This window comes from Streptomyces sp. NPDC059443 (assembly GCF_042750105.1).
Lineage (GTDB): Bacteria > Actinomycetota > Actinomycetes > Streptomycetales > Streptomycetaceae > Streptomyces.
This window is the reverse complement of record NZ_JBHYVM010000019.1, coordinates 124,021-146,837: the sequence shown is the minus strand read 5'-3', so window position 1 is coordinate 146,837 and position 22,817 is coordinate 124,021. Positions and strand designations below refer to the sequence as shown.

Here is a 22,817-nt window from a genome sequence, read left to right as displayed (position 1 = left end):
CCTGAGATGGTGGACCACGCGCGGGGTGGGGGGGTGGGGGGGGGGGTCGTACACCCCCGGTCCCGACGCCGCCCCGGGCCCCCCCACCCCCCCCGCCCCCCCCCCCGGGGGGGCGTGCTGCGGGAGATCAGTTGGTGGTGAGGCGGACGGTGCTCAGGATCTTCTCCTCGGTCTCCTGGGTCACTTCGCCCTGGACGTTCGCGGCGCCGTAGAGGACCCAGCTGGAGAGGTCACCCTTGGGGGTCGTGAAGCTGAAGGCGATCGCCTTGCCGTCGGAGGAGCACTTGTTCTCCTTGGGCAGGCCGGAGACGCTCGCGGTCGCCATGTGGCCCTTGAGTCCGGAGGAGGTCGTGTACTCCTTCGCCTCGGAGGCCTTGACGGTGCCCTTCGGTGCCTTCTGCGCGTACGCGGCGAACACCCAGTTGCCGGCCTCGTTGACCGCGGCCTCGGCGGTGCCCTTCGCGCCCTGGCCGCCCTTGGTTCCGGCGCCGGCCAGGGCGGTGGACTCTTCCCTGCCGTCCTTATTGGCGTCGACCTTGCACCAGTCCTCCTTGAGGAAGGCGGGTGCGGACATCCCGACGACGGGGGAGCCGTCGTTCTTGTTTTCGTCCTCGAAGAAGGTGGTCATGCCCGAGGACAGGACGTTCCACTCCGGCGGGACGTCGAAGGCGGTGCCGTACTTCGGGTTGATGACGACCTTCCAGCCCGGGATGACCGGCTTGACGTCGCCGCCGCCGCGCGGGTTGGAGCTCGGGCTCGCCGGGGCCGGCGTACCGGAGGAGGCCGGGGCGGAGGGGGAGCTGGTCGGCTTGTCGTCCGCCTGGTTGCTCGATCCCTTGTCCCGGTTCATGACCACCACGCCGGTGACGACGGCCGTCACGACGACCGCCGAGGCCGCGACGATGGCAACGGTCTTGGTCGAGAAGGGGCTTCCGCTCTTCGGCGGCTGGGGCGCGCCGGGCGGCGGAGCCCCCCACTGCTGTACGGGAACGGTCGGCGGCTGCTGGCCCCACTGCTGGGGGGCGGGCGGCTGCTGCGGGTATCCGTAGCCGGGCTGCTGTTCGCCGTACGCCGGCGGCTGCTGCTGGTACGGGTTCGGCGTTCCCGGCTGCTGCTGGTACGGATTCTGATGCGCGTCCTGAGGGTTCTGTTCTCCCCCGGGCGGCTGCTGCTGTCCTGGCCACATGGCCGGTAACGATAGTGGGAGCGGGCGCGGGTAGCCACGGCCGCCCCCGTACAGGTATGGCCAATGCCGCTTACCGATGGGTAACATCGGGTTCCATGAGCGCTGAACAGATGAACGTGGGCGAACTCCTCGCCGCCACCGTGCCGATGGCCAAGACCCTGAACCTCCAGTTCCTGGAGACCACCCCCGAGCGCGCGGTGGTCCGGCTGCCCGACCAGCCCGACTTCCACAACCACCTCGGCGGCCCGCACGCAGGCGCCATGTTCACCCTCGCCGAGTCCGCGAGCGGCGCGATCGTCCTGGCCGCCTTCGGCGACCAGCTCTCGCGCGCCGTGCCCCTCGCCGTGAAGGCCGAGATCGGCTACAAGAAGCTCGCCAAGGGCGTCGTCACCGCCACCGCCACCCTCGGCCGCCCCGCCGCCGAGGTGATCGCCGAACTCGACGCGGGCGGCCGCCCCGAGTTCCCCGTCACCATCGCCATCCAGCGCGAGGACGAGGCCGTGACCGGCGAGATGGTCGTCGTCTGGACGCTGCGCCCGAACGCGTAACGGCGCGGGCCCGGCACCGATAGAGTCCCTGCCACACCGGATGGAGGGGGTCTCGTGACGAGCCGGGCCAAGGTCAGCATCAGCCTCGACGCCGAACTCGTCGTGGAGGTCATGGTCCTCGCGGGGATCGGATCGCCCCAGGACGCCGTGGAGGCCGTCGTACGCGACTACATCGCACGCGGCCACCGCACCGAGGCGCGGGTCCAGCTCCAGGACGAGCCCCGCCGCGACCCCGACGCCGCGCAGCCGCCGCCGCAGGGCTGAACGTCGGCGGCGCGATGGCGCGCCTGAGGCGGGCCGGTGCGGCGGGCGGCGCACAGTGGGCGGCGGGAGCGGTCCGGCGCGGGCCGCTCCCGCCGACCGGCGTCGCAGGCTTCGGCGCGGACGGCGCCGCCGCCGATGCCCACGCCGCAGGGAGCGCCCATGAGCGAGGCCGTGTCCAGACGCCATGTGATGGGCCTCCTCGGGGCGGTGGGCGCCGCCCTCGGAGCCGCGGGCTGCGTACCGGCGCCGCCGCCCGGCGCGCAGTCCCGTAAGGCCTCCGCCTCCGCCGCGACCGCGCCCAAGGCCGGCGGCGCGGCCAGGGTCGACGGGCTGCTGGGACGGCTCACCCTGGAGGAGAAGACCGTCCTGCTGCACGGCGCCCCCGACCCCGCCCCGCTCGGGCAGGCCGGATACCTGCCCGGCATCCCCCGCCTCGGCATCCCCGCGCTGCGGCTCGCCGACGGACCGGCCGGGGTCCGCGTGGGCAGGCCCGCCACCGCGCTGCCCGCGCCCGTACTGCTCGCCTCCGCGTTCGACCCGGCGCTCGCCCGCGAGTACGGCCGGGTCATCGGGCGCGAGGGCCGGGCGCTCGGCCAGGACGTCCTGCTCTCGCCCATGGCCAACCTCATCCGCACCCCGTACGCCGGACGGAACTTCGAGACCTTCGCCGAGGACCCGAAACTGACCGCCGACCTGGTCGCCGAGGTCGTCCGGGGCATCCAGGACGAGGGCCTCGTCGCCGCCGTCAAGCACTTCGCCCTCAACAACCAGGAGAAGGGCCGCGACACCGTCGACGTGATCGCCGCCGAACAGACCCTCCACGAGACGGAGCTACGGGGCTTCGAAGCCGCCGTGGCGGCCGGCGCGGGCGCGGTGATGGGCGCCTACAACAAGGTCAACGGGGTCTACGCCTGCGAGAGCAAGCCCCTCCTCGACGAACTGCTGCGCGGCCGCTGGGGCTTCGACGGCTGGGTGATGTCCGACTGGGACGCCACCCACAGCACCGTCGCCTCCATCGGCGCGGGCCTCGACATGGAGATGCCCGGCGGCACCCACTACGGCGCCCCGCTGCGCGAGGCGGTGCGCGGCGGCTCCGTCCACGAGAGCGCCGTGAACCTCGCGGTACGCCGGATCCTCACCACCATGGACCGCTTCGGGCTGCTCGCCGAGCACCCGGCACCCCGGCCCGCCCGGGACGCGGCCGCCGGGGCCCGGGTGGCCCGCAAGGTGGCCGTGGCCGGCGCGGTCCTGCTGCGCAACGAGCGCGCCACGCTGCCGCTGACGGGAGCGGCCGCCCGCTCGATCGCCGTCATCGGCCCCACCGGCCGGACCCCCTTCGTCAGCGGCGGCGGCAGCGCGCACGTGGTTCCCGACGCGGCCGCCGCCCCCCTCACCGCGATCCGGCAGCGCGCCGGGAACGGCGCCACCGTGCGCTACGCGCTCGGCGAGGACCTGTACGGGCGCCCGTTCCCGGCGAAGCTGCTGACGCCCGACACCGGCCTCGACGACCGGACGGTGGACGCCGGGCGCACCTGGAGCTACGAGGGCACCTTCCGGCTCGCGGCCGACGACGAGTGGACCCTGCTCGTCCACTACACCGGGAAACGGCCGGTGGTCAGGCTCGACGGGGAGGAGCTGTTCCCGGTGCGCCAGGGCGTGGCCGAGTACTTCGCGGGCGGGCTCCTCGGCGCCGCGCCCGACGGGCTCGGCGTGCGCCGCCGCACCCTCGCGCTCAAGGAGGGCGAACACCGGCTCGCCGTCACCGCCGAGGGCGGGCCGAAGGGGCAGCGGCTGCGGCTGCGCCACACGACGAGGGCGACCCGGGCCGCCGACGTGGCCGAGGCGGTGAAGACCGCCAAGGAGGCGCACAGCGTGGTGCTGTTCGCCTACGAGGACGCCACCGAGGGGAGCGACCGGACCTCGCTGGGTCTCCCGGGCGGCCAGGAGGCGCTGATCGAAGCGGTGGCCGCCGCCAATCCGCGTACCACGGTGGTGCTCAACACCTCCTCCAGTACGACGATGCCCTGGCTCTCCCGTACCGGAGCGGTCCTCCAGATGTACTACCCGGGCCAGGAAGGCGCGGGAGCCACCGCCGACGTGCTCTTCGGCGACGCGGACCCGGGCGGCCGGCTCACCCAGACCTTCCCGGCCGACGAGCACGCGACCCCGATCGGCGGCGACGCCGCGCGCTACCCGGGGGTGGGCGGCCGGCAGGAGTACTCCGAGGGCGTCCACGTGGGCCACCGCTGGTACGACGCGCAGCGGGTGGCTCCGCTGTTCGCCTTCGGGCACGGGCTCTCGTACACGACCTGGGAGTACGAGAAGCTGGCCGTCCGGTCGGGCCCCGGACACGGGAAGGGCGGCGGGCTGCGCGTGGAGTTCACCGTCCGCAACACCGGACGCCGCAAGGGCACCGAGGTGGCCCAGGTGTACGTGGGCCCGTCGCCGGACCTGTCGCTGGAACAGCCGGTGCGGCTGCTGGCCGGCTACCGCAAGCTCACCCTCGGACCCGGCGAGGCGCAGCGGGTGGTCCTCGACGTCGACGCGCGCACGCTCTCCTCGTGGGATCCGGAGAGGCACGCGTGGGTGGTGGGCACCGGCCGTCGGGAAGTCTTCGCCGGACGTTCCTCGCGCGAACTCCCGCTGCGGGGAAAGGCTGTGGTGGCGACCGGATAGGCTGCCCGTTCGGCCTGTCACAGGGGGCGGGCCGGGCGAAGAACTCGGGAGGACGTACCGGTGCACATCCAGGCATGGCTGGAGACGATTCCGGCGGTCAGCATCTACCTCCTGGTGGGGCTCGTCATCGGGGTGGAGAGCCTCGGAATTCCGCTGCCGGGAGAGATCGTGCTGGTCAGCGCCGCCCTGCTGGCATCGCAGCAGGGTCACATCGACCCCGTGGTGCTGGGGGCCTGCGCGACCGCCGGGGCGATCGTGGGCGACTCGATCGGCTACGCGATCGGGCGCAAGGGCGGAAAGCCGCTGCTGGACCGGCTCGGGCGGCGGTTCCCCAAGCACTTCGGGCCGGACCAGGTGGCCGTGGCGGAGCGCTCCTTCGAGAAGTGGGGCATGTGGGCCGTCTTCTTCGGGCGGTTCGTGGCGCTGCTGCGGATCTTCGCGGGGCCGCTGGCGGGCGTGCTGCACATGCCGTACTGGCGGTTCCTCATCGCGAACGTCCTCGGCGGAGTCCTGTGGGCGGGCGGTACGACGGCCGTGATCTACACCATCGGGGTCGTCGCAGAGCCGTGGCTCAAGGGGTTCTCGTGGGTGGCGCTCGCGGTGGCGCTGCTGTTCGGGCTCGCCGTGACGGTGGTGGTGCGCGGCCGGATGAAGAAGGCGGCCGCGGCGGCGCGGGCCGAGGCCTCCGCGGAGTCGTCCTCCGCCTCTTCGTCGTCCTCGTCCTCTTCGGCCGTGCTCGCCGACTGAGCGGCTCCTCCCCCGCCCCCCGAGGGCGGGCGGGGGAGGTGCCGTCACGCGTCCGGGGTCACGGAGGCGCGGTGCTGCTTGGCCAGCTCCGTGTACATCAGCGCGTTGACCTTGATGCCCTCGCGCTCCTCGTCGGTCAGCTCGCGCCGGACCTTCGCCGGGACACCGGCGACCAGCGAGCCCGGCGGGACGACCATGCCCTGCGGGACCAGCGCCTGGGCCGCCACCAGTGAGCCGGCGCCGATCACCGCGCCGTTGAGGACGGTGGCGCCCATGCCGATCAGGCAGTCGTCCTCGACCGTGCAGCCGTGCACGACGGCGTTGTGGCCGATGGAGACGCGCTCGCCGATGGAGACCGGGAAGCCGGGGTCCACGTGCACGGTGCAGTTGTCCTGCACGTTGCTGTCGGCGCCGAGCACGATCGGACCGCAGTCGGCGCGCAGCACCGCCGAGTACCAGATGCTCGCGCCCGGGGCGAGGGTGACGTCGCCGACCACGACGGAGGTGGGCGCCGTGAACGCCGTGGGATCGATCTCCGGGCTCTTCCCGCCGACACCCGCCACGAGTGCCTGGGCCGTCTGCTGCGTCATGTTCTGTTCCTCTGCTCCGTGCGGTATCGCGCTACCGGCACCGTAGGGCACGCGGTCCGGGGCCCCGGAGATGGGGTGAAGATCACGGCGCGGTGCGGGGGTCCGGCGCGCTACGGTGGCCCGGTGGCGAAGAACCAGAACACGTTCTCATCTCTGACGGCCGCGCGCCGCCGGCTCGCGGCACGCGCCGTCCACGCGGGCTGGCGCTGGATGCAGCGGGCCGGTGCGGTCACCGCGCAGACCCCGGGACCGCTGCGGTTCGGTGCGATCGGGCACGGAACCCGGCTCGCCTTCCCCCAGGGCACGGTCTTCGGCGAGCCCTGGATCAGGCTCGGCGACCACTGCATCATCGGTGAACAGGTCACGCTCACCGCCGGGATGATGCCCGACCTCGACCTCGGCGCCGAGCCGATGCTGATCCTCGGCAACGGCGTGGTCATCGGCCGCGACAGCCATGTCATAGCCGACACCCGGATCACGATCGGGAACGACACCTTCTGCGGTCCCGGGGTGTACATCACCTCCACCAACCACAGTTACGACGATCCGCACGAGCCCGTGGGCAAGCAGTGGCCGCGCAGCGCCCCGGTGGAGATCGGCCCGGGCTGCTGGCTGGGCACGGGCGCGGTGATCCTCCCCGGGGCGCGACTGGGCCGCAATGTGGTGGTGGCCGCGGGGGCCGTCGTACGGGGCGAGGTGCCGGACCACGCCGTGGTGGCGGGGGCGCCGGCCCGGATAGTCCGCCGCTGGGAGCCCGACACGGGCTGGCAGCCGCCCCTGCGCACGCCGGCCCCGGTGCCGATTCCCGACGGGGTGACGCCGGAGCAGCTGCGCGCGCTGGCGGAAGTGGGGGAAGCGGAGTGAACACCACGATCCGGGTGGGTGCGACGGCTGCCGCCGCCGGGCTCGTACTGCGGCCCTGGGGCGAGGGCGATGCCGGAGCGCTGGTCGAGGCGCACCGGGATCCCGCGATGCGGCACTGGCTGACGCGGCACGTCGACGGGGCCGAGGACGCGCGGCGGTGGCTGGAGGAGCAGCGGCTCGGCTGGGAGAGCGGGGACCGGCTGGGTTTCGCCGTGTACGAGGCTGCGTACGCGGGCGCGGGATCCGGCTCGGGATCGGGATCTGGCTCCGGCTCCGGCTCGCTGGTCGGGAACGTGGTGCTGAAGCGGGCCGCCTCCCGCCCGGGCTCGGCCGAGGTCGGCTACTGGACGGTGGCGGCCGCGCGGGGCCGGGGGGTGGCCCCCCGGGCCCTCGGAGCCGTCACGGCCTGGGCGTTCGAAACCTTCGCGGCCGACGGGCCGGACCGGCTGGACCGACTGGAGCTGCTGCACCAGGTGGACAACCTCGCCTCCTGCCGGGTCGCGGAGAAGGCCGGCTACCTCTTCGACCGAGTCCTCCCCGCCCTCCCGCCCTTTCCGCGGGACGGCCACCTGCACGTCCGCGGGGCGGAGAGGGCCAGCGCCTGACGGCGCGGATCCCGGCAAGATCCGAAAGAGACGGCCTAGCCCGCCGCGAGCAGGACCGTGCCCGCCAGGGCCAGGCCCGCGCCCGCGGCCTGGACGGTGCGCAGGCGTTCCTTGAGGACGGCGAAGGCGGCCAGCGCGGTGATCACCGGGTAGAGCGAGGAGAGCACGGCGGCCACGGTGACCGGTCCGTGCTGGGCGGCGATGGAGTACGTGCCGTTCGCGGCGACGTCCGCGAGCCCGACGAAGGCGAGCGCGGGCAGCAGCCCCCACAGGATCCGCGGACCGCCTCCGTCGGCGGGGAGGGCCGGGACTCCGCGCCGGGTCTGGACCCACAGGGCGGCGCCGCCGACGGCGACGTTGGTCACGCGCTGCACGAAGAGCGCGAGGAACAGCCCCGGGACCGTGGCGGAGGCGGGCGCGATCAGGGCCATCACCGCACCGAAGCCGAAGGCCGCCACGAGGGTGAGGACGACGGCCCGCCGCTGTACGGGGGCGCCGCGCAGCTCGGGTCCGCCCGCGAGGACGATGCCCGCGACGGCCACCGCGATCCCGGCGAACTGGCCGATGCCGGGCCGTTCGCCCAGCGCCAGTCCGGCGGCCACGGGAACCACCACGCCGAGGGAGCCCAGCGGGGAGACCACGCCCATCGGGCCGAGGGCGAGAGCCTTGTAGAAGCTGAGCATCGCGACCGGCCCCACCAGGCCCGCCCCGACCGCGAACCAGAGCTGCGGTCCGGCCTCCCGCCAGGCGCCGGTGCCCAGTACGACCGCGCCCAGCGCGATGACGGCGACGATCTGGGAGGCCACGACCACGGTGAGGGCCGGCAGCCGGCGGGTCAGCAGCCCGCCGCCGAAGTCGGCGAGCCCCCACAGGACGGCTGTGGCCAGGGCGAACAGGGCGGTCATGGCAGGACCTCGCAGTACAGTGCGGTGGATGGTGGGGTGCAACGTCCTATACGCCGCTCACACCGCACGATAGTTCAGCCTGTTGCACTGTGTCATTCAAAATCTTGGACTCATAGTTCATGATGTTGGACGGATTGGACGGTAGGGGTGTCGGACCTCGAACAGCTCACCCAGGCGCTCGCCCGGAATCTCAAGCGTTGGCGCGGTGAGCGCGGCTTCACCCTGGAGGCGCTCGCGACCCGCGCGGGGGTGAGTCGCGGCATGATCATCCAGATCGAGCAGGCCCGTACGAACCCCAGCGTCGGCACCACGGTCAAGCTGGCCGACGCGCTCGGCGTCAGCATCACCACCCTGCTCGACTACGACCGCAGTCCGCAGGTGCAGGTGGTACTGCCGGGGCAGGGGGTGCGGATGTGGTCCACCGAAGGCGGCAGCTGCGCGAGCATGCTGCTCGGCGACGACCGGCGCGGGCCGGTGGAGATGTGGACCTACAGGCTGGAGCCCGGCGAGGGGACCGCCTCGGACCCGCATCCGTCCGGCACCTTCGAGATGCTGCACGTCACGGCGGGGGAGCTGACGCTGGTGGTCGACGAGGAGAGGTACGTCGTACCGGCGGGCGGGGCGGTCTCCTTCGAGGCGAACGCCCCGCACGCCTACCGCAACGAGGGCTCCGAGCCGATGGAGATGACGATGGCGGTCTCGATCCCTCCGGTGGCCCTCCCGCCGGTCGAGAAGCCGGCTCAGCGCTGACCGGCCGCCGTCCGCAGGTCCGCGCCCAGCGCCGGGTGCGTCGCGATCAGGTCGCGGCAGACGGCGAGCACGTTCCGCCGGTCGGCGGTGATCCAGTCCCGGTCCAGCGCCCAGCCCTTCAGCACCGGGTCCGGCTCGAAGGCCACGGCCAGCCCGACCTGCTCGAACACCTCCGCGTCGGAGGGGGAGTTGCCGATGGCGAAGGAGCTCCGGCGGTCCACGGGGCTGCCCTTGGTCGCGGTGCGCAGCGCGGCGCGCTTTCCGCCGGGCAGGGCCGGCGCCGTGGTGAGCGAACCGGTGCAGCGGCCGCGCCGGAACTCGGCCCGCATGCCGTGGGCCTCGCCGATGCCCAGCTCCGCCGCCGCGCGCCGGACGATCTCGTGCGGGCTCCCCGAGATCAGTACCGTCCGCAGACCGGCGGAGTGCAGCAGCCGCACCAGCTCGTCGGCGAAGGGGAGGATCCGCTTGCGGGCGGCCGGCCAGGCGGCGTCGGCCGCCCGCTCCAGATCGGTGCGGGCGGCGCCTTCGAGGGCCCGCGAGAAGTGGGCGTAGGCGGTGGCGGCGGTGGGGGCGTGGGCGGCCGCGCCGCCCGGGTCCGCTTCGTCGTGGTAGCCGGCTATCGCCGCGAGCACCGCCCGCCCCGCCTCCGGATCGCAGACGCCGCCGGCTATCAGTGACTCCATGAAGGGGGCGGCGAGCGAGCCTTCCGCCAGGGTGCCGTCGAGGTCGAGAACGGCGATGTGGGAATGGCTCCGGGCGTGGCTGATCACAGTGGAACTCCCTGGTCGGGGCCGGTCCGTGGATGCGCGGCAGACCCCGACGGGGAGGCGCGGTCTCAAGTATTCGTACCTTTTGGGCGGTTTGGATACCTGAGTCGCGTTGAAAGCGTTGAAGGCCGGGAGTCCCCGGAGGCGCGGGCCCTCAGAGCGCGGGGACCTCGATCAGAGCGCGGGGATCTCGATCGCCGGGCAGCGGTTCATGATCATGTCCACGCCGGCCGCGCGGGTGCGGTCGTAGGCGGCCTCGTCGACCACGTTCAGCTGGAACCAGACGGCCTCCGCCCCCTTCGCGACGGCCTCGTCCGCGACCGTGCCCGCCAGGGCGCTGTTCACGAAGACGTCCACCACGTCCACCTTGAACGGAATCGCTTCCAAGGAGGGGTACCCCGGCTCGCCGTGGACCGTCTCGGCCTTGGGGTGCACGGGGACCACGCGCTTGCCGTACCGCTGGAGCACCTCGGCCACGCGGTACGCGGCCCGGTCCTGGTTGTTCGACAGGCCCACCACGGCCCAGGTGTCCCCGAGCTCGGTGAGGATCTTGCGGATGGTCGCGGAATCGCCGTACACGTGTGCCGCCTCCTGCTGTTTCGCATGCCTGCTGACTACTGCCAGGTCAATCAACAGAAAAGACACATGTCCGATTCCCCGTAGGGTGGGACGGGTGAAGGCAGACCAGTACGTGACGGTGGCCCGTGAGGGCGTGCACGAGTCGGAGATCAACCGCTCGCGGTTCCTGTGCGCGCTCGCACCCGCCGCGACCGAGCGTGAGGCGCAGGAGTTCGTCGCGCGCGTCCGCAAGGAGCACCCCACCGCCACGCACAACTGCTTCGCCTACGTCATCGGGGCCAACGCCTCCGTCCAGAAGGCCAGCGACGACGGGGAGCCCGGCGGCACCGCCGGGGTGCCCATGCTCCAGATGCTGATGCGCCGCGACATCCGCTACGCCGTCGCCGTCGTCACCCGCTACTACGGAGGCGTGAAACTCGGCGCGGGCGGGCTCATCCGCGCCTACGGCGGGGTCGTCGGCGAAGCCCTCGACGCGCTCGGCACCGTCACGCGCCACCGCTACCGGCTGGCCACCGTGACCCTGGACCACCAGCGGGCCGGGAAGACCCAGAACGACCTGCGCTCCACCGGGCGGACCGTGGTGGACCTGCGCTACGGGGCCGCCGTGGAGATCGAGGTCGCCCTCCCCGAGGCCGACCTGCCCGCCTTCGAAGCCTGGCTCGCCGACAGCACCGCCGGCAGCGCCACCCTCACCCTGGGCGGCGAGACGTACGCACCCTGATCGGCCGGGACGGTGCGGGGGAGGCGTTAGCGTAGAGGGGTTCAGGGTTCGTTCGACGGGTTCATCCAGCAGGGGGAGACGCTATGCGCGGCGGGGTCGGCGAGTGAAGTTCCTGCACACCTCCGACTGGCATCTGGGGCGGTCCTTCCACCGGGTCAACCTGCTCGGCGCCCAGGCCGCCTTCATCGACCACCTCGTGGAGACCGCCCGCGAGCGCGAGGTCGACGCCGTGCTCGTCTCCGGTGACGTCTACGACCGGGCCGTGCCCCCGCTGCCCGCCGTCGCGCTGTACGACCAGGCCCTGCACCGGCTCGCCGAGCTCGGCGTGCCCACCGTGATGATCTCCGGGAACCACGATTCCGCCCGCCGCCTCGGTGTCGGGGCCGGGCTGATCGGCCGGGCCGGGATCCACCTGCGGACCGACCCCGCCGGGTGCGACGACCCGGTGGTACTGGCCGACGTACACGGGGACGTGGCCTTCTACGGGCTGCCGTACCTGGAGCCGGCGCTGGTCAAGGACGATCTCGGGGCGGCGAAGGTGAGCCACGAGGCGGTCCTGGGCGCGGCCATGGACCGGATCCGGGCCGACCTGGCCGGCCGTGCGCCCGGCACCCGCTCCGTGGTCCTCGCGCACGCCTTCGTCACCGGCGGCCAGGCCAGCGACAGCGAGCGCGACATCACCGTCGGCGGGGTCGAGGCCGTGCCGGTCTCCGTCTTCGACGGGGTCGACTACGCCGCCCTCGGCCACCTCCACGGCTGCCAGACGATCAACGAACGGGTCCGCTACTCCGGTTCCCCGCTCGCCTACTCCTTCTCCGAAGCCGACCACCGCAAGACCATGTGGCTGATCGAGCTGGGCGCGGAAGGGGAGATCGCCGGCGCCGAGCGCATCGACGCCCCCGTGCCGCGCGGGCTCGCCCGGGTCCGGGGGCCGCTGGAGGAACTGCTCTCCGAGGGCGCGTACGCCCGGTACGAGGACCGCTGGCTGGAAGCCACCCTCACCGACCCCGTCCGGCCCGAGGACCCCATGGCCCGGCTCACCGAGCGCTTCCCCCACACCCTCAGCCTCGCCTTCGACCCCGAGGGGCGCACCGAGGACGGCGGCGGCTCCTACGCCCAGCGGCTCAAGGGGCGCAGCGACCAGGAGATCGCCGAGGACTTCGTCGCCCACGTGCGCGGTGGCGGCGGTTTCTCCGACGAGGCCGAACGGGCCGTCCTTCAGGGCGCCTTCGACGACGTGCGGGCCGAGGACAGCCGGCAGGAGACCCACCGATGAGGCTGCACCGGCTCCGGATCACCGCCTTCGGGCCCTTCGCCGAACCGCAGGAGATCGACTTCGACGCCCTCTCCGGCGCCGGGATCTTCCTGCTGCACGGACCCACAGGAGCCGGCAAGACCTCCGTCCTGGACGCCGTCTGCTACGCCCTCTACGGGTCGGTCCCCGGCTCCCGCCAGGCCCCCGGCACCAGCCTGCGCAGCGACCACGCCGCCGCCGACACCCCGACCGAGGTCACCCTCGAACTCACCGCGGGCGGACGCCGCCTGGAGATCACCCGGCGCCCCGAGCAGGACCGGCCGAAGAAGCGCGGCACCGGGACGACGAAGGACAAGGCGCAGAGCTGGCTGCGCGAGTACGACCGCGAGGGTGCGGGTGAGGGGGGCGGGGAACACTGGCGCGCGCTCAGCCGTTCCCACCAGGAGATCGGCGAGGAGATCGAGCAGCTGCTCGGCATGAGCCGCGAGCAGTTCTGCCAGGTCGTGCTGTTGCCGCAGGGAGAGTTCGCGCGCTTCCTGCGGGCCGACGAGGTGGCGCGGGGCCGACTGCTGGGCCGGCTCTTCGACACCCGCCGCTTCGCCGCCGTCGAGACCCTGCTCGGCGACCGGCGCCGGACCGCCGAAGCCAAGGTCCGCGCCGGGGACGAGCAGGTGCTGCACACCGCCCAGCGCCTGGCGCAGGCCGCCGGAGACAGTGCCGACCTGCGGGCCTGGCCGCTGCCCCGGCACCAGCCCGGCGACCCCGGACTCGCCGAGGCCGTCCGTGCCTGGGCCGCCGTCGCGCGCTCCTGCGCCCGCGAGCGGCTCACCGTCGCCGAGTACGCGCTCGCCGCCGTCGAGGGGCGGTACGCCGCCGCCCGGCGGGCCGCCGAGGAGGCGCGCGAGCTGGACCGGCTGCAACGCCGGCACGCGGAGACCACCCGCCGGGCGGCCCTGCTCGCCGAGGCCGCTCCGGAGCGGGAGCGGGTGCGCGCCCTGCTCGACCGGGCCCGCCGCGGAGCCCTCGTCGCCCCCGCCCTGGAGCTGCGCGGAGCCGCCGCCGGGGCCCACATGGCCGCCGCGCACGCGGAGAGCGTGGCCCGGGCGATGCTCCCGCCGCAGTACGCCGAGGCGGGCACCGAGCAGCTGGCCACGCTGGAACAGGGGCTGCGGGGTGACCTCGGAGCGCTCGGAGCCGCCCGCCGGGCCGAGCAGCGCAGCGCCGAGATCCGCCGTGAACGGGCCCACCTGGAAAGGGAATCCCGGGCCGCCGAAGAGCAGCAGCAGGAGGCGGCCGAATGGCTCGGCCGCTGGGACGCCACCCGGGCCGGGCTGGCCGGGCGGATGGACGCCGCCCAGCAGGCCGCGACCCTGGCCGAGCAGCTCGCGGGCAAGCTGGAACCCGCCCGGCTGCACCTGCACGCCGCCGAGCGCCGCGACGCCTTCGACGCCGACGCGGAGCGGACCTCCGGCGAGCTGCTCACCGCGCGCGAGGAGTCGACCGCCGCCCGGGAGCACTGGCTGGAGCTCAAGGAGACCCGGCTGCGCGGGATCGCCGCCGAACTGGCCGCGGCCCTGGTGGCGGGCGAGCCGTGCGCCGTGTGCGGAGCCGCCGAGCACCCGGCCCCGGCCCGGCCGGCCCCCGGTCACGTGGACAGCGCCGCCGAGGACGCGGCGCACGCCCGCTTCGAAGCGGCCGAGGAGCGCAGGGCCGACGTCGAGCGCAGGCTGGCCGCCGTCCGGGAGGCCCGCGCCGAAGCCGCGGCCGCCGCGGGGGAGGCCACCACCGCCGAACTGCGGGAACTCGCCTCCGACCTGAGCACCCGGCACGCCGCCGCCCACACCGTGGCCGCCGGACTGCACGCCGCCCGCGAGCGGCTCGACCGCGCCGAGCGGGAGCACGCCGTGCGCAGCGCCGACCGGCTGGAGGCCGAGGTCCGGGCCGCCGGGCGGGCCACCCGCCGCGAAGCCCTCGACCAGGAACAGGCCTCGCTGGAGGTGGAGCTCGCACGGGTACGGGGAGACGCGCCCAGCGTCGCGGCCCGCGCCGAGGTCCTCGAAGACCGGGTCCGCATGGTCACCTCGGCCTCGGCCGCGCTGCGCCGGGCCGAAGCCACCGCCGCGCGACTGAAGGAGGCCGACGGCCAGCTGGCCGACGCCGCGTTCAAGGCCGGGTTCGACACCACCGAGGAGGCGGCCGACGCCGTACTCCCGGAGTACCAGCGCACCGACCTGCAGCACCGGATGGACGCCTGGCAGGCGGAGGAGGCCATGCTGGCCGACCGCCGCGGGGAGCACGACACCGCCGCGGCGGCGGCCCTGCCCCCGGCCGACCCGGACGCCGCCGAGGCGTACGCGGACCGGGCCGCCGCGAAGCTCCGTAGCGCCGGATCCGCCGTCGACGCCTCCCGGGTGCGCTGCGCCGAACTGGACCGGCTCTCGCAGCAGGCGGAGCGGGAACTGCGGGCCCTGGGACCGCTGCGCCAGGCGTACGAGCGGGTGGCCCGGCTCGCCGGACTCACCGCGGGCACCTCCGCCGACAACGAACGCAAGATGAGGCTGGAGGCGTACGTGCTCGCGGCCCGGCTGGAGCAGGTCGCGGCGGCGGCGACGGTGCGTCTGCTGCGCATGTCCGGCGGCCGCTACACCCTGGTCCACTCCGACGCCAAGGCGAGCGGACGCGGGCGTTCCGGGCTCGGGCTCCACGTGGTCGACGCCTGGACCGGCAGCGAGCGGGACACCGCCACGTTGTCCGGCGGCGAGACCTTCTTCGCCTCGCTCGCGCTCGCGCTGGGCCTGGCCGACGTGGTCACGGACGAGGCGGGCGGCATGCGGCTCGACACCCTCTTCATCGACGAGGGCTTCGGCAGCCTCGACGACCAGGCGCTGGACGAGGTGCTCGACGTACTGGACTCGCTGCGCGAACGGGACCGCAGCGTGGGCATCGTGAGCCACGTCGCCGACCTGCGGACCCGGGTGCAGGCGCAGCTGGAGATCGTCAAGCAGCGCGGCGGCTCGGTGGTGCGCCACCGGACGGCCCCCGGCACGGGCTGAGCGGCGACCCGGACGAGCCGGGCGGCCACCGGGACGAGCCGGGCGGACCGGCCGGCTCCCGTACGGGGCCGGCCGGTCCGCCCGTTCGCGGTCAGAGCTTCGACAGCTCGTCCACCAGGTCGTCCAGGCCCAGCGAACCCTGGGACAGCGCGGCCATGTGCCACGCCTTCAGGTCGAAGGATTCGCCGTGCGCGGCCCGCGCGTTGTCGCGGCCCAGCAGCCAGGCGCGCTCGCCCAACTTGTAGCCGATCGCCTGGCCAGGCATCGACAGGTAGCGAGTCAGCTCGCTCTCGACGAAGTCGCCCGGCCGGCCGCTGTGCAGGCCGAAGAACTCCTGCGCCAGGTCCACCGTCCAGCGCTCGCCCGGGTGGAACGGCGAGTCCGCCGGGATCTCCAGGCCCAGGTGCATGCCGATGTCGACGATGACCCGCGCGGCGCGCATCATCTGACAGTCCAGGTAGCCCAGTCGCTGCTCGGCGTCCTTGAGGTAGCCCAGCTCGTCCATCAGCCGCTCCGCGTACAGCGCCCAGCCCTCGGCGTTGGCGCTGACCAGGCCGACGCTGGCCTGGTAGCGGGAGAGCTGGTCCGCGACGTGCGTCCACTGCGCCAGTTGGAGGTGGTGGCCGGGAACGCCCTCGTGGTACCAGGTGGAGACCAGGTCGTACACGGGGAAGCTGGTCTGGCCCATCGTCGGCAGCCAGGTCCGGCCGGGACGGGAGAAGTCCTCGGAGGGGTTCGTGTAGTACGGGGCCGCCGCGCCGCCCGGAGGGGCGATCCGCGACTCCACCTTCTTGACCCGCTCGGCGAGGTCGAAGTGGGTGCCGTCGAGGTTCTCGATGGCCTCGTCCATGAGGCCCTGGAGCCAGGCCTGGACCTCGTCCACGCCCTCGATGCGGGTGCCGTGCTCGTCCAGGTACTTGAGCACCTCCCAGGGGCCCGCGTCCGGCAGGATCTTGGCGGCTTCCGCCTTCATCTCGCCGAGCAGCCGGTGGTACTCGGACCAGCCGTAGGCGTAGGCCTCGTCCAGGTCCAGGTCGGTGCCGTTGAAGTAGCGCGACCAGCGGGCGTAGCGCTCGCGGCCCACCGGGTCGGGCTGACCTGCGATCGCGGGGGCGTACACGTCCCGCATCCAGTCGCGGAGTTCGACCACGGCGGCGGTCGCGGCGGCGGCGGCCTCGTCGAGCTCGGCGCGCAGGGTCTGGGGGCCGCCGGCGGCGAACTCGGAGAAGAAGTCCGCGCCGGAGGGCTTCTCATCGGCCGCTGCCTCGCCGGCCCAGGCGGTGAGCTGCTCGATGAAGGTGGCGGTGGGGCGCGGGCCGCCGTACAGGCCCCGGTTCAGGCCGAGGGCGAGGCACTCGCGGTAGCCCGCGTAGGCGGCCGGAACGGCGCGCAGCCGCTCGGCGATGGCGGCCCAGTCCTCGTCCGTGTCGGCCGGGGTCAGGGTGAAGACCTCGCGGACCGAGTGCGCCGGGGAGTGGATGTTGCTGACCGCGCAGAGGTCCTCGTCGGCATCGTGGACCGCGAGTTCGGCGGTGAGGCGCTCGCGCAGCAGGCGGGCGCAGCGGCGCTCGACGTCACTGTCGGCGCCCGGCTGCCGCTCGGCGGCGTCGAGCAGCACGAGGGTGGAACGGGAGAGCTCGGCCGCCGCGGCGCGGCCCGTGGGGGAGAAGTCCGGGAGCTTGCCGGAGGATGCGGGGACACCGAGGTAGGTGCCCATGATCGGGTCGATGGCGATGAGGTCGTCGACGTAGGAATCGGCGACCTGGCGAGGCAGTCGTGCGGCGCTGTCGCTGGCGAGGATGTCTGACATGTGGACATCTTCATACGGGAAACGGGGTCGCGTCATCACCAAATGGCCTCAACCTGCTGTCAGGGCGGGCGCAGGAGGGCAGCGGGGCCCTTCCCGGTCGGCCGTTGCAGTCCGGCCGGGCCGGACTCGGCTGGGTCCGGCCCGGCGGTCAGCGCTGGTTGGTGCTGGTCGGTGCTGGTCGGCGCTGGTCGTGCTGGTCGTGCTGGTCAGTACTGCGTACGGGGCAGACCGCGGGATTCGCCGGGAAGCTCGTACGGCAGCCGGGAGTTGACCGGGGTCGTGTCCAGCCGGGCCGTGATCACCAGGGTGCCCTCCTCGATCTGGTAGTCGAGGGGCAGTCCGAGGCCGCGCATGGCGGCGACCATGCCGGTGTTCGAGGCCTGGGTGACGGCGTACACGCTGTCGCACCCGGCCTCGATGGCCATCCCGATCAGCCGGCCCAGCAGCTCGGAGCCGATGCCGCGGCGCTGCCAGTCGTCCTCGATGAGCAGCGCGACCTCGGTCTCGTCGCCGTCCCAGAGCAGGTGCCCGAGGGCGACGAGCTTGCCGGAGGCGGTGGTCGCGGCGAGGGTACGGCCGAAGCGCGGGCTCAGCAGGTGGCCGAGGTAGCGGTCGGCGTCGGCGACGGGGCCGTGGTAGCGCAGGGACAGGGTCCGCTCCGAGCAGCGGTCGTGCATCGCGCGGGCGGCGGCCCGGTCGGAGCCGTCGGCGCGGCGGACGGTGATCTCGTTGCCCTCGGGCAGCGTCAGCACGTCCTGGCTGCGCGGGACGCGCGGCCCGAGCCGGGCGTCGAGCTCGACGAGCGCGCGGGCGCGGGCGAACTCGGTCGGGGTGAAGGGCAGGTAGGGCCGCTCGATGGTGATCGCACCGCCCGAGGGGTCGCGCAGCCGCATGACGGTGGCCTCCAGGACCCCTTCGACCGGGGCGTCCGCGCCGGCGTTGGGGCGCCCCGAGAGGGTGGTGGCCGGGATGGAGTGGATGGTGCAGCGGCCGAGCAGCTGACGCAGGGCGAGCGGGAGCTCGGCGGCGTCCAGCGCGGTGCGGGTGGCCAGACCCAGGACGCGGGTCGGGGTGTCGACGAGGTCGTGGGCGTCGGCGCGCTCGATCCAGGTGCTGTGGCCGCCCGCGCCGGCGATGGCCCGGATGAGGTCGGCGGAGGGCAGCTGCTGCGGGGCGCGCAGCAGGAACTCGTCCACCGTGCCGCCCTCGGGGAGCGGGTGCGTCTGGAGGGTCAGGATGTCCACGCCGCTCCGGGCGAGCGCCGTGCAGATCGCGGCGAGGCTGCCGGGCTCGTCGCGCACCGTGGTCCGCATCCGCCACAGGGAGGTGGTGAGCGCGGCGCCCGTGGCCGGTCCGGGGGCGGCGTCCGTCGCGGTGGCTACGGCGACGGCCGCCGCGCCCGGATCGGAGGGCGCGGTGCTCGTGGGCGGCGGCGCATGGCTGTGGCGCCGTGCCCACCAGGTGTGGAACGCCGCCGTGACCAGGAGCGCCACGGCCGAGGCGACGAGCATGACTGGGCCGCGCGGACCGTGTGCGACGAGATTGGCGATGCCGTCGGCGACGGCCACGGCGCAGAAGAGTGCCGCGAGTTCGACGAGGTCCCGACGCCAGTGGTGGCGGTGGGGACGCTGGGCAGAGGCAGGAATACGCTCAGTCATGCAGACCACTGTGACGCAGGGGTGTTGCGTGATCACGAACGATCTGTGACCGACTGGTTAAGGATCCATCTGGCCGATTTCGCCCTGTTTTCCGGCTGATTTCATTGGCCCACCCGTCATCGGCCCACACCCGTCATTGGCCCACCCGTCCGGGCCGCAGCGTCTGGGTGAAGAGCACCTGGCCTCCCTGGCGCCGCAACCGGACGGTGAGCTCGCCGCCGTCCCCGTCGATCTCCACCTCGCCGTAGTACGGGGGGTTCTCGGACGGCGACATGTTGGCGAGCGGCGCGGACTGCGCGTACGCGGTCTCCGGGCCGAAGGTGGCGTCGAGCCGGCCGGCCGGGAAGCCGCCCGCCCCGATGGGGCCGGAGACGAACTCCCAGAACGGCGCGAAGTCGGTGAAGGCGGCCCGCTCGGGCGCGTAGTGGTTCGCGGCCGTGTAGTGGACGTCGGCGGTGAGCCAGAGGGTGCCGGTGATGCGCTGGTGCTTGATGTGGCGCAGCAGTTCGGCGATCTGGAGCTCGCGGCCGAGCGGCGCGCCCGGGTCGCCCTGGGCCACGGCCTCGAAGTTCGCGGTCCCGTCGGCGACCACGATGCCCAGCGGCATGTCGGCGGCGATGACCTTCCAGGTGGCACGGGAGCGCGAGAGTTCGCGCTTGAGCCAGGCCAGCTGCTCGGAACCGAGGATGCCGATGGGGTCGTCGGTCTGGCGGCCCGGGGAGTTGGCGTCGCGGTAGGTGCGCATGTCGAGCACGAACACGTCGAGCAGCGGCCCGTGGCGCATCACCCGGTACATCCGGCCCTCGGCGCGGCCGCCGCGCAGGTCGGTGACGGGGAAGTACTCGCCGAAGGCCTGGCGGGCCCGGCCGGCGAGGGTGTCGATGTCCTTCACCGTGTACCGGGGGTCGTCGAGGATCTGGCCCGGGTACCAGTTGTTGCGCACCTCGTGGTCGTCCCACTGGGCGAGGACCGGCACCTGGGCGTTGAAGTCGCGCAGGTTGCGGTCGAGGAGGTTGTACCGGAAGTTGCCGCGGAACTCGGCGAGGGTTTCGGCGACCTTCGCCTTCTCCTCGGTGGTCACGTTGTGCCAGAGGGTGCCGTCGCGCAGGGGGACGGAGGCCTGGAGCGGGCCGTCGGCGTAGATGGTGTCCCCGCTGAAGAGGAAGAAGTCGGGGTCGCGCAGCCGCATTTCGTCGAAGACGCGGTAGCCGCCGATCTCCGGGTTGATGCCCCAGCCCTGGCCGGCGAGGTCCCCGGACCACAGGAAGCGCACGTCGCGGCGGCGGGAGGCGGGGGTGGTGCGGAAGGTGCCGCGGACCGGTTCGCCGGTGCGGCGCGGGTCGTCGGGGTCGGCGAGGACCACCCGGTAGTGGATCTGCTGGCCGGGCGGGAGCTCGCGCAGGGAGGCGGTGCCGGTGAAGTCCGTACCGGGGCCGAGGAGCGGGCCGCGGTGGCGGCGGACGGCGTAGCGGAACGACTCGCTCGGCGAGGTCTCGACGTACATCCGCGCGGGCCGGTCGGAACGGGTCCAGACGGTCGCCGAGTTGGCGGTGATCTCGCCGGACTGGACGCCCCAGAGGGCGTTCGGGCGGCCGGACCGGGTGAAGGCGGGTGCGGTGGCGGCGTACGCCGGGAGGGCGAAGGCGCTGGACAGGGTGCTGGACAGGGCGATGCCCACCGGCACGGCGAGGGAACCGCCGAGCAGGGAGCGTCGGGTGTGCGGCATCGGTGCCATCGGTGCGTCTCCAGAGGCCGGCGGGGGAGGGGCCGGACCAGTGTGTCGCCGTACACCGGCCGCGCACCGGCCCGCCCACGTCGTGTACGCGAATCATGCGTGAACACTGATGAGCGGGCGGGCCGGGAGGCAGACGGGTGGATGAGTGTCCGTCAGCAGGCCACCGGGCGGGGCGTGTTCAGCGGGCCGTGTTCGGTCGGGCCGTGTCCAGGATGACTCGGGCGACCAGCGCCGGGTCGTCGTTCATCGGGACGTGGCCGCAGCCCGGGAGCCGCACGAGGCGCGCGCCCGGGATGGTGTGCTTGGCGCGTATCCCCTGGCGGCGCAGGAGCAGCCGGTCGCGGCTGCCCCAGGCGATGGTGACCGGCAGGCCGGGCAGGTCATCGGTGAACCGTACGGAGCCACCCGCCGCCAGGGTGTCCTCGAAGCCGGTGGCCTCGCGCAGGGCGAGGGTCTCGGCGACCACGGCTTCGGGGGAACGCCGGGCGGGGCGCGCGTAGATCGTGCCGGTGAGCGCCGCCCGGCCCGCGCCGCTGCGGGAGAGCCGCTCGACGGCGGAGCGGGGCAGCGCGGTGGCGCCGAGGCGCATGGCGCGGAGCGCGGCGAAGGCGTAGCGGCGTTCGCCCTGCGACCAGAAACCGGCGGGGGAGAGGGCGGTGACCGAGCGGGCCAGGCCGGCGCGGCCCATTTCGAGCGCGAGCAGCCCGCCGAGGGAGTTGCCCGCCACGTGCGGGCGCTCGACGCCGAGTGCGGCGCAGAGCGCGCCGAGCGCCGGAACGACGGTGCCGAGATCGTACGGAACCCCGTGCGGCAGCGGCTCCGAGGCGCCGAAGCCGGGCAGGTCGACGGCGATCACGTCGTGCTCCGCCGCCAGGATGCCGGTGACCGGGCGCCAGGCCTGGAGGTGGTGGCCGATGCCGTGGAGCAGGAGGAGCGGCTCGCCCGCGCCCTCGCGCTCGTAGGTGGCGGTGGTCGTGCGGGGGCCCAGCGGCGAATCGATCGTGAAGGAGACCGTGGCGGTCATGCTGCTCCTCGTCGGGGTCGGGCGGCGCGTGTGAGACAGGTTGTCAGTAGTGTCTCCCGCCATGATTACCGCCCGGTAGCCCCCGGCATCAAGAGCTCTGGCGCGAGCCCTCGCCATGGCGGCCCGCGAACATCCCGTGAACGGGTTGATACATATGCCCGTTCTGCCCGGCAAAGGGATGAGGATTGGTCTTGACCAAGGGGTAGCGCCGTCCTATCGTCGCAGGGATAGTGCAGGAACCTTTAATAAACAAGGGCGCGGAACTGCCGCTGGAGCATGGCGATCGCGGCGATTGCAGGAGGAGTCAGGGTGGGGACCACGCAGCTCGAATCGGTGCCGGAGCCGAAGTACTGGCACCTCAAGACCGTCCTCAGTGAGGCGCTCGACCGGGACTTCGCCGTGGGCGAGGTGCTGCCCAACGAGCGTGAACTCGCCGCCCGCTTCGGCGTCGCCCGTGCGACCCTGCGCCAGGCCCTGGAGCAGCTGGAGCTCGAAGGCCGCCTGCAGCGCCGCCGCGGCGTCGGCACCACCGTCGCCCCGCCGCGCGTCGGCGTGGCCGTCGGCAGTGCGCAGCACAGCTGGCCCGGCGAGAGCACCGACGGCTGGGAGCCCGTGGACGCGGCGGAGGCCGTGCCGGGTGCGGCCGTCCTCAAGCTCCTCGGAACCGCCGACGGCGAACTGGTCCTCGCGGTGCGCCGGACCCGCATCGAGCAGGGCCAGGTCCTCGCCGCGGAAATGCTCTACGTGCCGGCCGCCTCGGTGCCGGGCCTCTCCGCCATCGACGCCCCGGCCGGTCCGGCGCGCGCCCGCGCCGTCATGCGGGAGCTGCAGCGGCTCGCCCTCGACGGGCAGGACCGCTCGGTGGAGCTCGGCTCGGCCCGCGCCGACGACGCGAAGGAGCTGGACCGGCTGCCCGGCGCCCCGGTCCTCCTGGTCACCACCCGCTACTTCACCACGGCGGGCACGGCGGCCGTCTCGGTGGCGACCTACCGCGCGGACACCTGCCGCCTCACCTTCGGTGACTCCGGCGACGTCCAGATCACCCACGACGCGCGCGTCGCTTCCTGACCCCACCGCACC

General features: G+C 73.7%; 20 protein-coding genes. 11 read left to right on the top strand and 9 right to left on the bottom strand.

The window, feature by feature from the left end; translation table 11 throughout:
- Positions 1 to 127 precede the first annotated feature (127 nt).
- Complete coding sequence (locus tag ACFXDJ_RS20075) at positions 128 to 1,186, bottom strand: hypothetical protein (RefSeq protein WP_384658863.1); 1,059 nt, start codon at positions 1,184 to 1,186, stop codon at positions 128 to 130.
- Between the two features lie 95 nt (positions 1,187 to 1,281).
- Between ACFXDJ_RS20075 and ACFXDJ_RS20070 the strand changes: the two genes are divergently transcribed.
- The 4 genes from ACFXDJ_RS20070 (at position 1,282) to ACFXDJ_RS20055 (ending at position 5,421) form a co-directional block, all read left to right on the top strand.
- Positions 1,282 to 1,734 carry a DUF4442 domain-containing protein gene (locus ACFXDJ_RS20070; protein WP_384658866.1) on the top strand — a complete coding sequence of 151 codons (453 nt, stop codon included), beginning with the start codon at positions 1,282 to 1,284 and terminating at the stop codon, positions 1,732 to 1,734.
- A gap of 111 nt (positions 1,735 to 1,845) precedes the next feature.
- Positions 1,846 to 1,998 carry a DUF2191 domain-containing protein gene (locus ACFXDJ_RS20065; RefSeq protein WP_384658892.1) on the top strand — a complete coding sequence of 51 codons (153 nt, stop codon included), beginning with the start codon at positions 1,846 to 1,848 and terminating at the stop codon, positions 1,996 to 1,998.
- Between the two features lie 159 nt (positions 1,999 to 2,157).
- Positions 2,158 to 4,674: a beta-glucosidase gene (locus tag ACFXDJ_RS20060; RefSeq protein ID WP_384658869.1), complete on the top strand. Its 2,517-nt coding sequence runs from the start codon at positions 2,158 to 2,160 to the stop codon at positions 4,672 to 4,674.
- 60 nt (positions 4,675 to 4,734) lie between these two features.
- Positions 4,735 to 5,421, top strand: coding sequence for a DedA family protein (locus ACFXDJ_RS20055; protein WP_384658871.1), 687 nt, complete (start codon positions 4,735 to 4,737; stop codon positions 5,419 to 5,421).
- A 44-nt stretch (positions 5,422 to 5,465) separates the two neighbouring features.
- On the opposite strand, the gene ACFXDJ_RS20050 is transcribed toward ACFXDJ_RS20055, so the two are convergent.
- Entirely contained in the window at positions 5,466 to 6,011 is a 546-nt protein-coding gene (locus tag ACFXDJ_RS20050) for a gamma carbonic anhydrase family protein (protein WP_384658873.1), read from the bottom strand.
- A 123-nt stretch (positions 6,012 to 6,134) separates the two neighbouring features.
- Here ACFXDJ_RS20050 and ACFXDJ_RS20045 point away from each other — a divergent pair, with 123 nt between their 5' ends.
- Together ACFXDJ_RS20045 and ACFXDJ_RS20040 are read left to right on the top strand one after the other, a co-directional pair.
- Entirely contained in the window at positions 6,135 to 6,875 is a 741-nt protein-coding gene (locus tag ACFXDJ_RS20045; RefSeq protein WP_384658875.1) for an acyltransferase, read from the top strand.
- On the top strand, positions 6,872 to 7,480 hold the full coding sequence (locus ACFXDJ_RS20040) for a GNAT family N-acetyltransferase (protein WP_384658877.1): 609 nt from the start codon (positions 6,872 to 6,874) through the stop codon (positions 7,478 to 7,480). Before ACFXDJ_RS20045 ends, ACFXDJ_RS20040 begins: the two co-directional genes overlap by 4 nt.
- A gap of 35 nt (positions 7,481 to 7,515) precedes the next feature.
- Here ACFXDJ_RS20040 and ACFXDJ_RS20035 read toward each other — a convergent pair whose 3' ends face one another.
- Positions 7,516 to 8,385, bottom strand: coding sequence for an EamA family transporter (locus ACFXDJ_RS20035; RefSeq protein ID WP_384658880.1), 870 nt, complete (start codon positions 8,383 to 8,385; stop codon positions 7,516 to 7,518).
- A gap of 147 nt (positions 8,386 to 8,532) precedes the next feature.
- Here ACFXDJ_RS20035 and ACFXDJ_RS20030 point away from each other — a divergent pair, with 147 nt between their 5' ends.
- Positions 8,533 to 9,135: an XRE family transcriptional regulator gene (locus ACFXDJ_RS20030; protein WP_384849821.1), complete on the top strand. Its 603-nt coding sequence runs from the start codon at positions 8,533 to 8,535 to the stop codon at positions 9,133 to 9,135.
- Here the strand turns inward: ACFXDJ_RS20030 and ACFXDJ_RS20025 are convergent.
- Both ACFXDJ_RS20025 and ACFXDJ_RS20020 read right to left on the bottom strand, forming a co-directional pair.
- Positions 9,126 to 9,905, bottom strand: a complete 780-nt coding sequence (locus tag ACFXDJ_RS20025) for an HAD family hydrolase (protein ID WP_384658883.1) — start codon at positions 9,903 to 9,905, stop codon at positions 9,126 to 9,128. The genes ACFXDJ_RS20030 and ACFXDJ_RS20025 overlap by 10 nt on opposite strands.
- A 171-nt stretch (positions 9,906 to 10,076) precedes the next feature.
- The gene (locus ACFXDJ_RS20020) at positions 10,077 to 10,481 is read right to left on the bottom strand and encodes a CoA-binding protein (RefSeq protein WP_384658885.1); all 405 of its coding nucleotides are present in this window, start codon (positions 10,479 to 10,481) and stop codon (positions 10,077 to 10,079) included.
- A gap of 94 nt (positions 10,482 to 10,575) precedes the next feature.
- Between ACFXDJ_RS20020 and ACFXDJ_RS20015 the strand changes: the two genes are divergently transcribed.
- The 3 genes from ACFXDJ_RS20015 (at position 10,576) to ACFXDJ_RS20005 (ending at position 15,510) form a co-directional block, all read left to right on the top strand.
- Positions 10,576 to 11,202, top strand: coding sequence for a YigZ family protein (locus tag ACFXDJ_RS20015; RefSeq protein ID WP_384658887.1), 627 nt, complete (start codon positions 10,576 to 10,578; stop codon positions 11,200 to 11,202).
- Between the two features lie 103 nt (positions 11,203 to 11,305).
- On the top strand, positions 11,306 to 12,478 hold the full coding sequence (locus ACFXDJ_RS20010; protein WP_384658890.1) for an exonuclease SbcCD subunit D: 1,173 nt from the start codon (positions 11,306 to 11,308) through the stop codon (positions 12,476 to 12,478).
- The gene (locus ACFXDJ_RS20005; protein ID WP_384849818.1) at positions 12,475 to 15,510 is read left to right on the top strand and encodes an AAA family ATPase; all 3,036 of its coding nucleotides are present in this window, start codon (positions 12,475 to 12,477) and stop codon (positions 15,508 to 15,510) included. The genes ACFXDJ_RS20010 and ACFXDJ_RS20005 overlap by 4 nt, the downstream gene beginning before the upstream one ends.
- 91 nt (positions 15,511 to 15,601) lie before the next feature.
- Here the strand turns inward: ACFXDJ_RS20005 and ACFXDJ_RS20000 are convergent, their stop codons facing one another.
- The 4 genes from ACFXDJ_RS20000 to ACFXDJ_RS19985 form a co-directional block, all read right to left on the bottom strand.
- Positions 15,602 to 17,320, bottom strand: coding sequence for a DUF885 domain-containing protein (locus tag ACFXDJ_RS20000; protein ID WP_384849815.1), 1,719 nt, complete (start codon positions 17,318 to 17,320; stop codon positions 15,602 to 15,604).
- Positions 17,321 to 17,526: 206 nt separating this feature from the next.
- A complete protein-coding gene (locus tag ACFXDJ_RS19995; protein ID WP_384849813.1) occupies positions 17,527 to 18,978 on the bottom strand; it encodes a GNAT family N-acetyltransferase in 1,452 nt (483 codons plus the stop codon).
- 133 nt (positions 18,979 to 19,111) lie between these two features.
- Positions 19,112 to 20,713 (bottom strand): alkaline phosphatase D family protein, encoded by a 1,602-nt coding sequence (locus tag ACFXDJ_RS19990; RefSeq protein WP_384655546.1) that lies wholly within the window; start codon positions 20,711 to 20,713, stop codon positions 19,112 to 19,114.
- Positions 20,714 to 20,891: 178 nt separating this feature from the next.
- Positions 20,892 to 21,737, bottom strand: a complete 846-nt coding sequence (locus tag ACFXDJ_RS19985) for an alpha/beta fold hydrolase (protein ID WP_384655544.1) — start codon at positions 21,735 to 21,737, stop codon at positions 20,892 to 20,894.
- 309 nt (positions 21,738 to 22,046) lie between these two features.
- Between ACFXDJ_RS19985 and ACFXDJ_RS19980 the strand changes: the two genes are divergently transcribed.
- Positions 22,047 to 22,805, top strand: a complete 759-nt coding sequence (locus tag ACFXDJ_RS19980; protein WP_384655541.1) for a GntR family transcriptional regulator — start codon at positions 22,047 to 22,049, stop codon at positions 22,803 to 22,805.
- The last annotated feature ends 12 nt before the right edge of the window (positions 22,806 to 22,817 follow it).

Coding starts and splice junctions, on each gene's coding strand:
- ACFXDJ_RS20065 (WP_384658892.1), top strand. CDS start 1,846: ATGGTCCTCGCGGGGATCGGATCGCCCCAGGACGCCGTGGAGGCCGTC.
- ACFXDJ_RS20000 (WP_384849815.1), bottom strand. CDS start 17,320: ATGTCAGACATCCTCGCCAGCGACAGCGCCGCACGACTGCCTCGCCAG.
- ACFXDJ_RS20070 (WP_384658866.1), top strand. CDS start 1,282: ATGAGCGCTGAACAGATGAACGTGGGCGAACTCCTCGCCGCCACCGTG.
- ACFXDJ_RS19990 (WP_384655546.1), bottom strand. CDS start 20,713: ATGGCACCGATGCCGCACACCCGACGCTCCCTGCTCGGCGGTTCCCTC.
- ACFXDJ_RS20005 (WP_384849818.1), top strand. CDS start 12,475: ATGAGGCTGCACCGGCTCCGGATCACCGCCTTCGGGCCCTTCGCCGAA.
- ACFXDJ_RS19985 (WP_384655544.1), bottom strand. CDS start 21,737: ATGACCGCCACGGTCTCCTTCACGATCGATTCGCCGCTGGGCCCCCGC.
- ACFXDJ_RS20075 (WP_384658863.1), bottom strand. CDS start 1,186: ATGTGGCCAGGACAGCAGCAGCCGCCCGGGGGAGAACAGAACCCTCAG.
- ACFXDJ_RS20050 (WP_384658873.1), bottom strand. CDS start 6,011: ATGACGCAGCAGACGGCCCAGGCACTCGTGGCGGGTGTCGGCGGGAAG.
- ACFXDJ_RS20060 (WP_384658869.1), top strand. CDS start 2,158: ATGAGCGAGGCCGTGTCCAGACGCCATGTGATGGGCCTCCTCGGGGCG.
- ACFXDJ_RS20035 (WP_384658880.1), bottom strand. CDS start 8,385: ATGACCGCCCTGTTCGCCCTGGCCACAGCCGTCCTGTGGGGGCTCGCC.
- ACFXDJ_RS19995 (WP_384849813.1), bottom strand. CDS start 18,978: ATGACTGAGCGTATTCCTGCCTCTGCCCAGCGTCCCCACCGCCACCAC.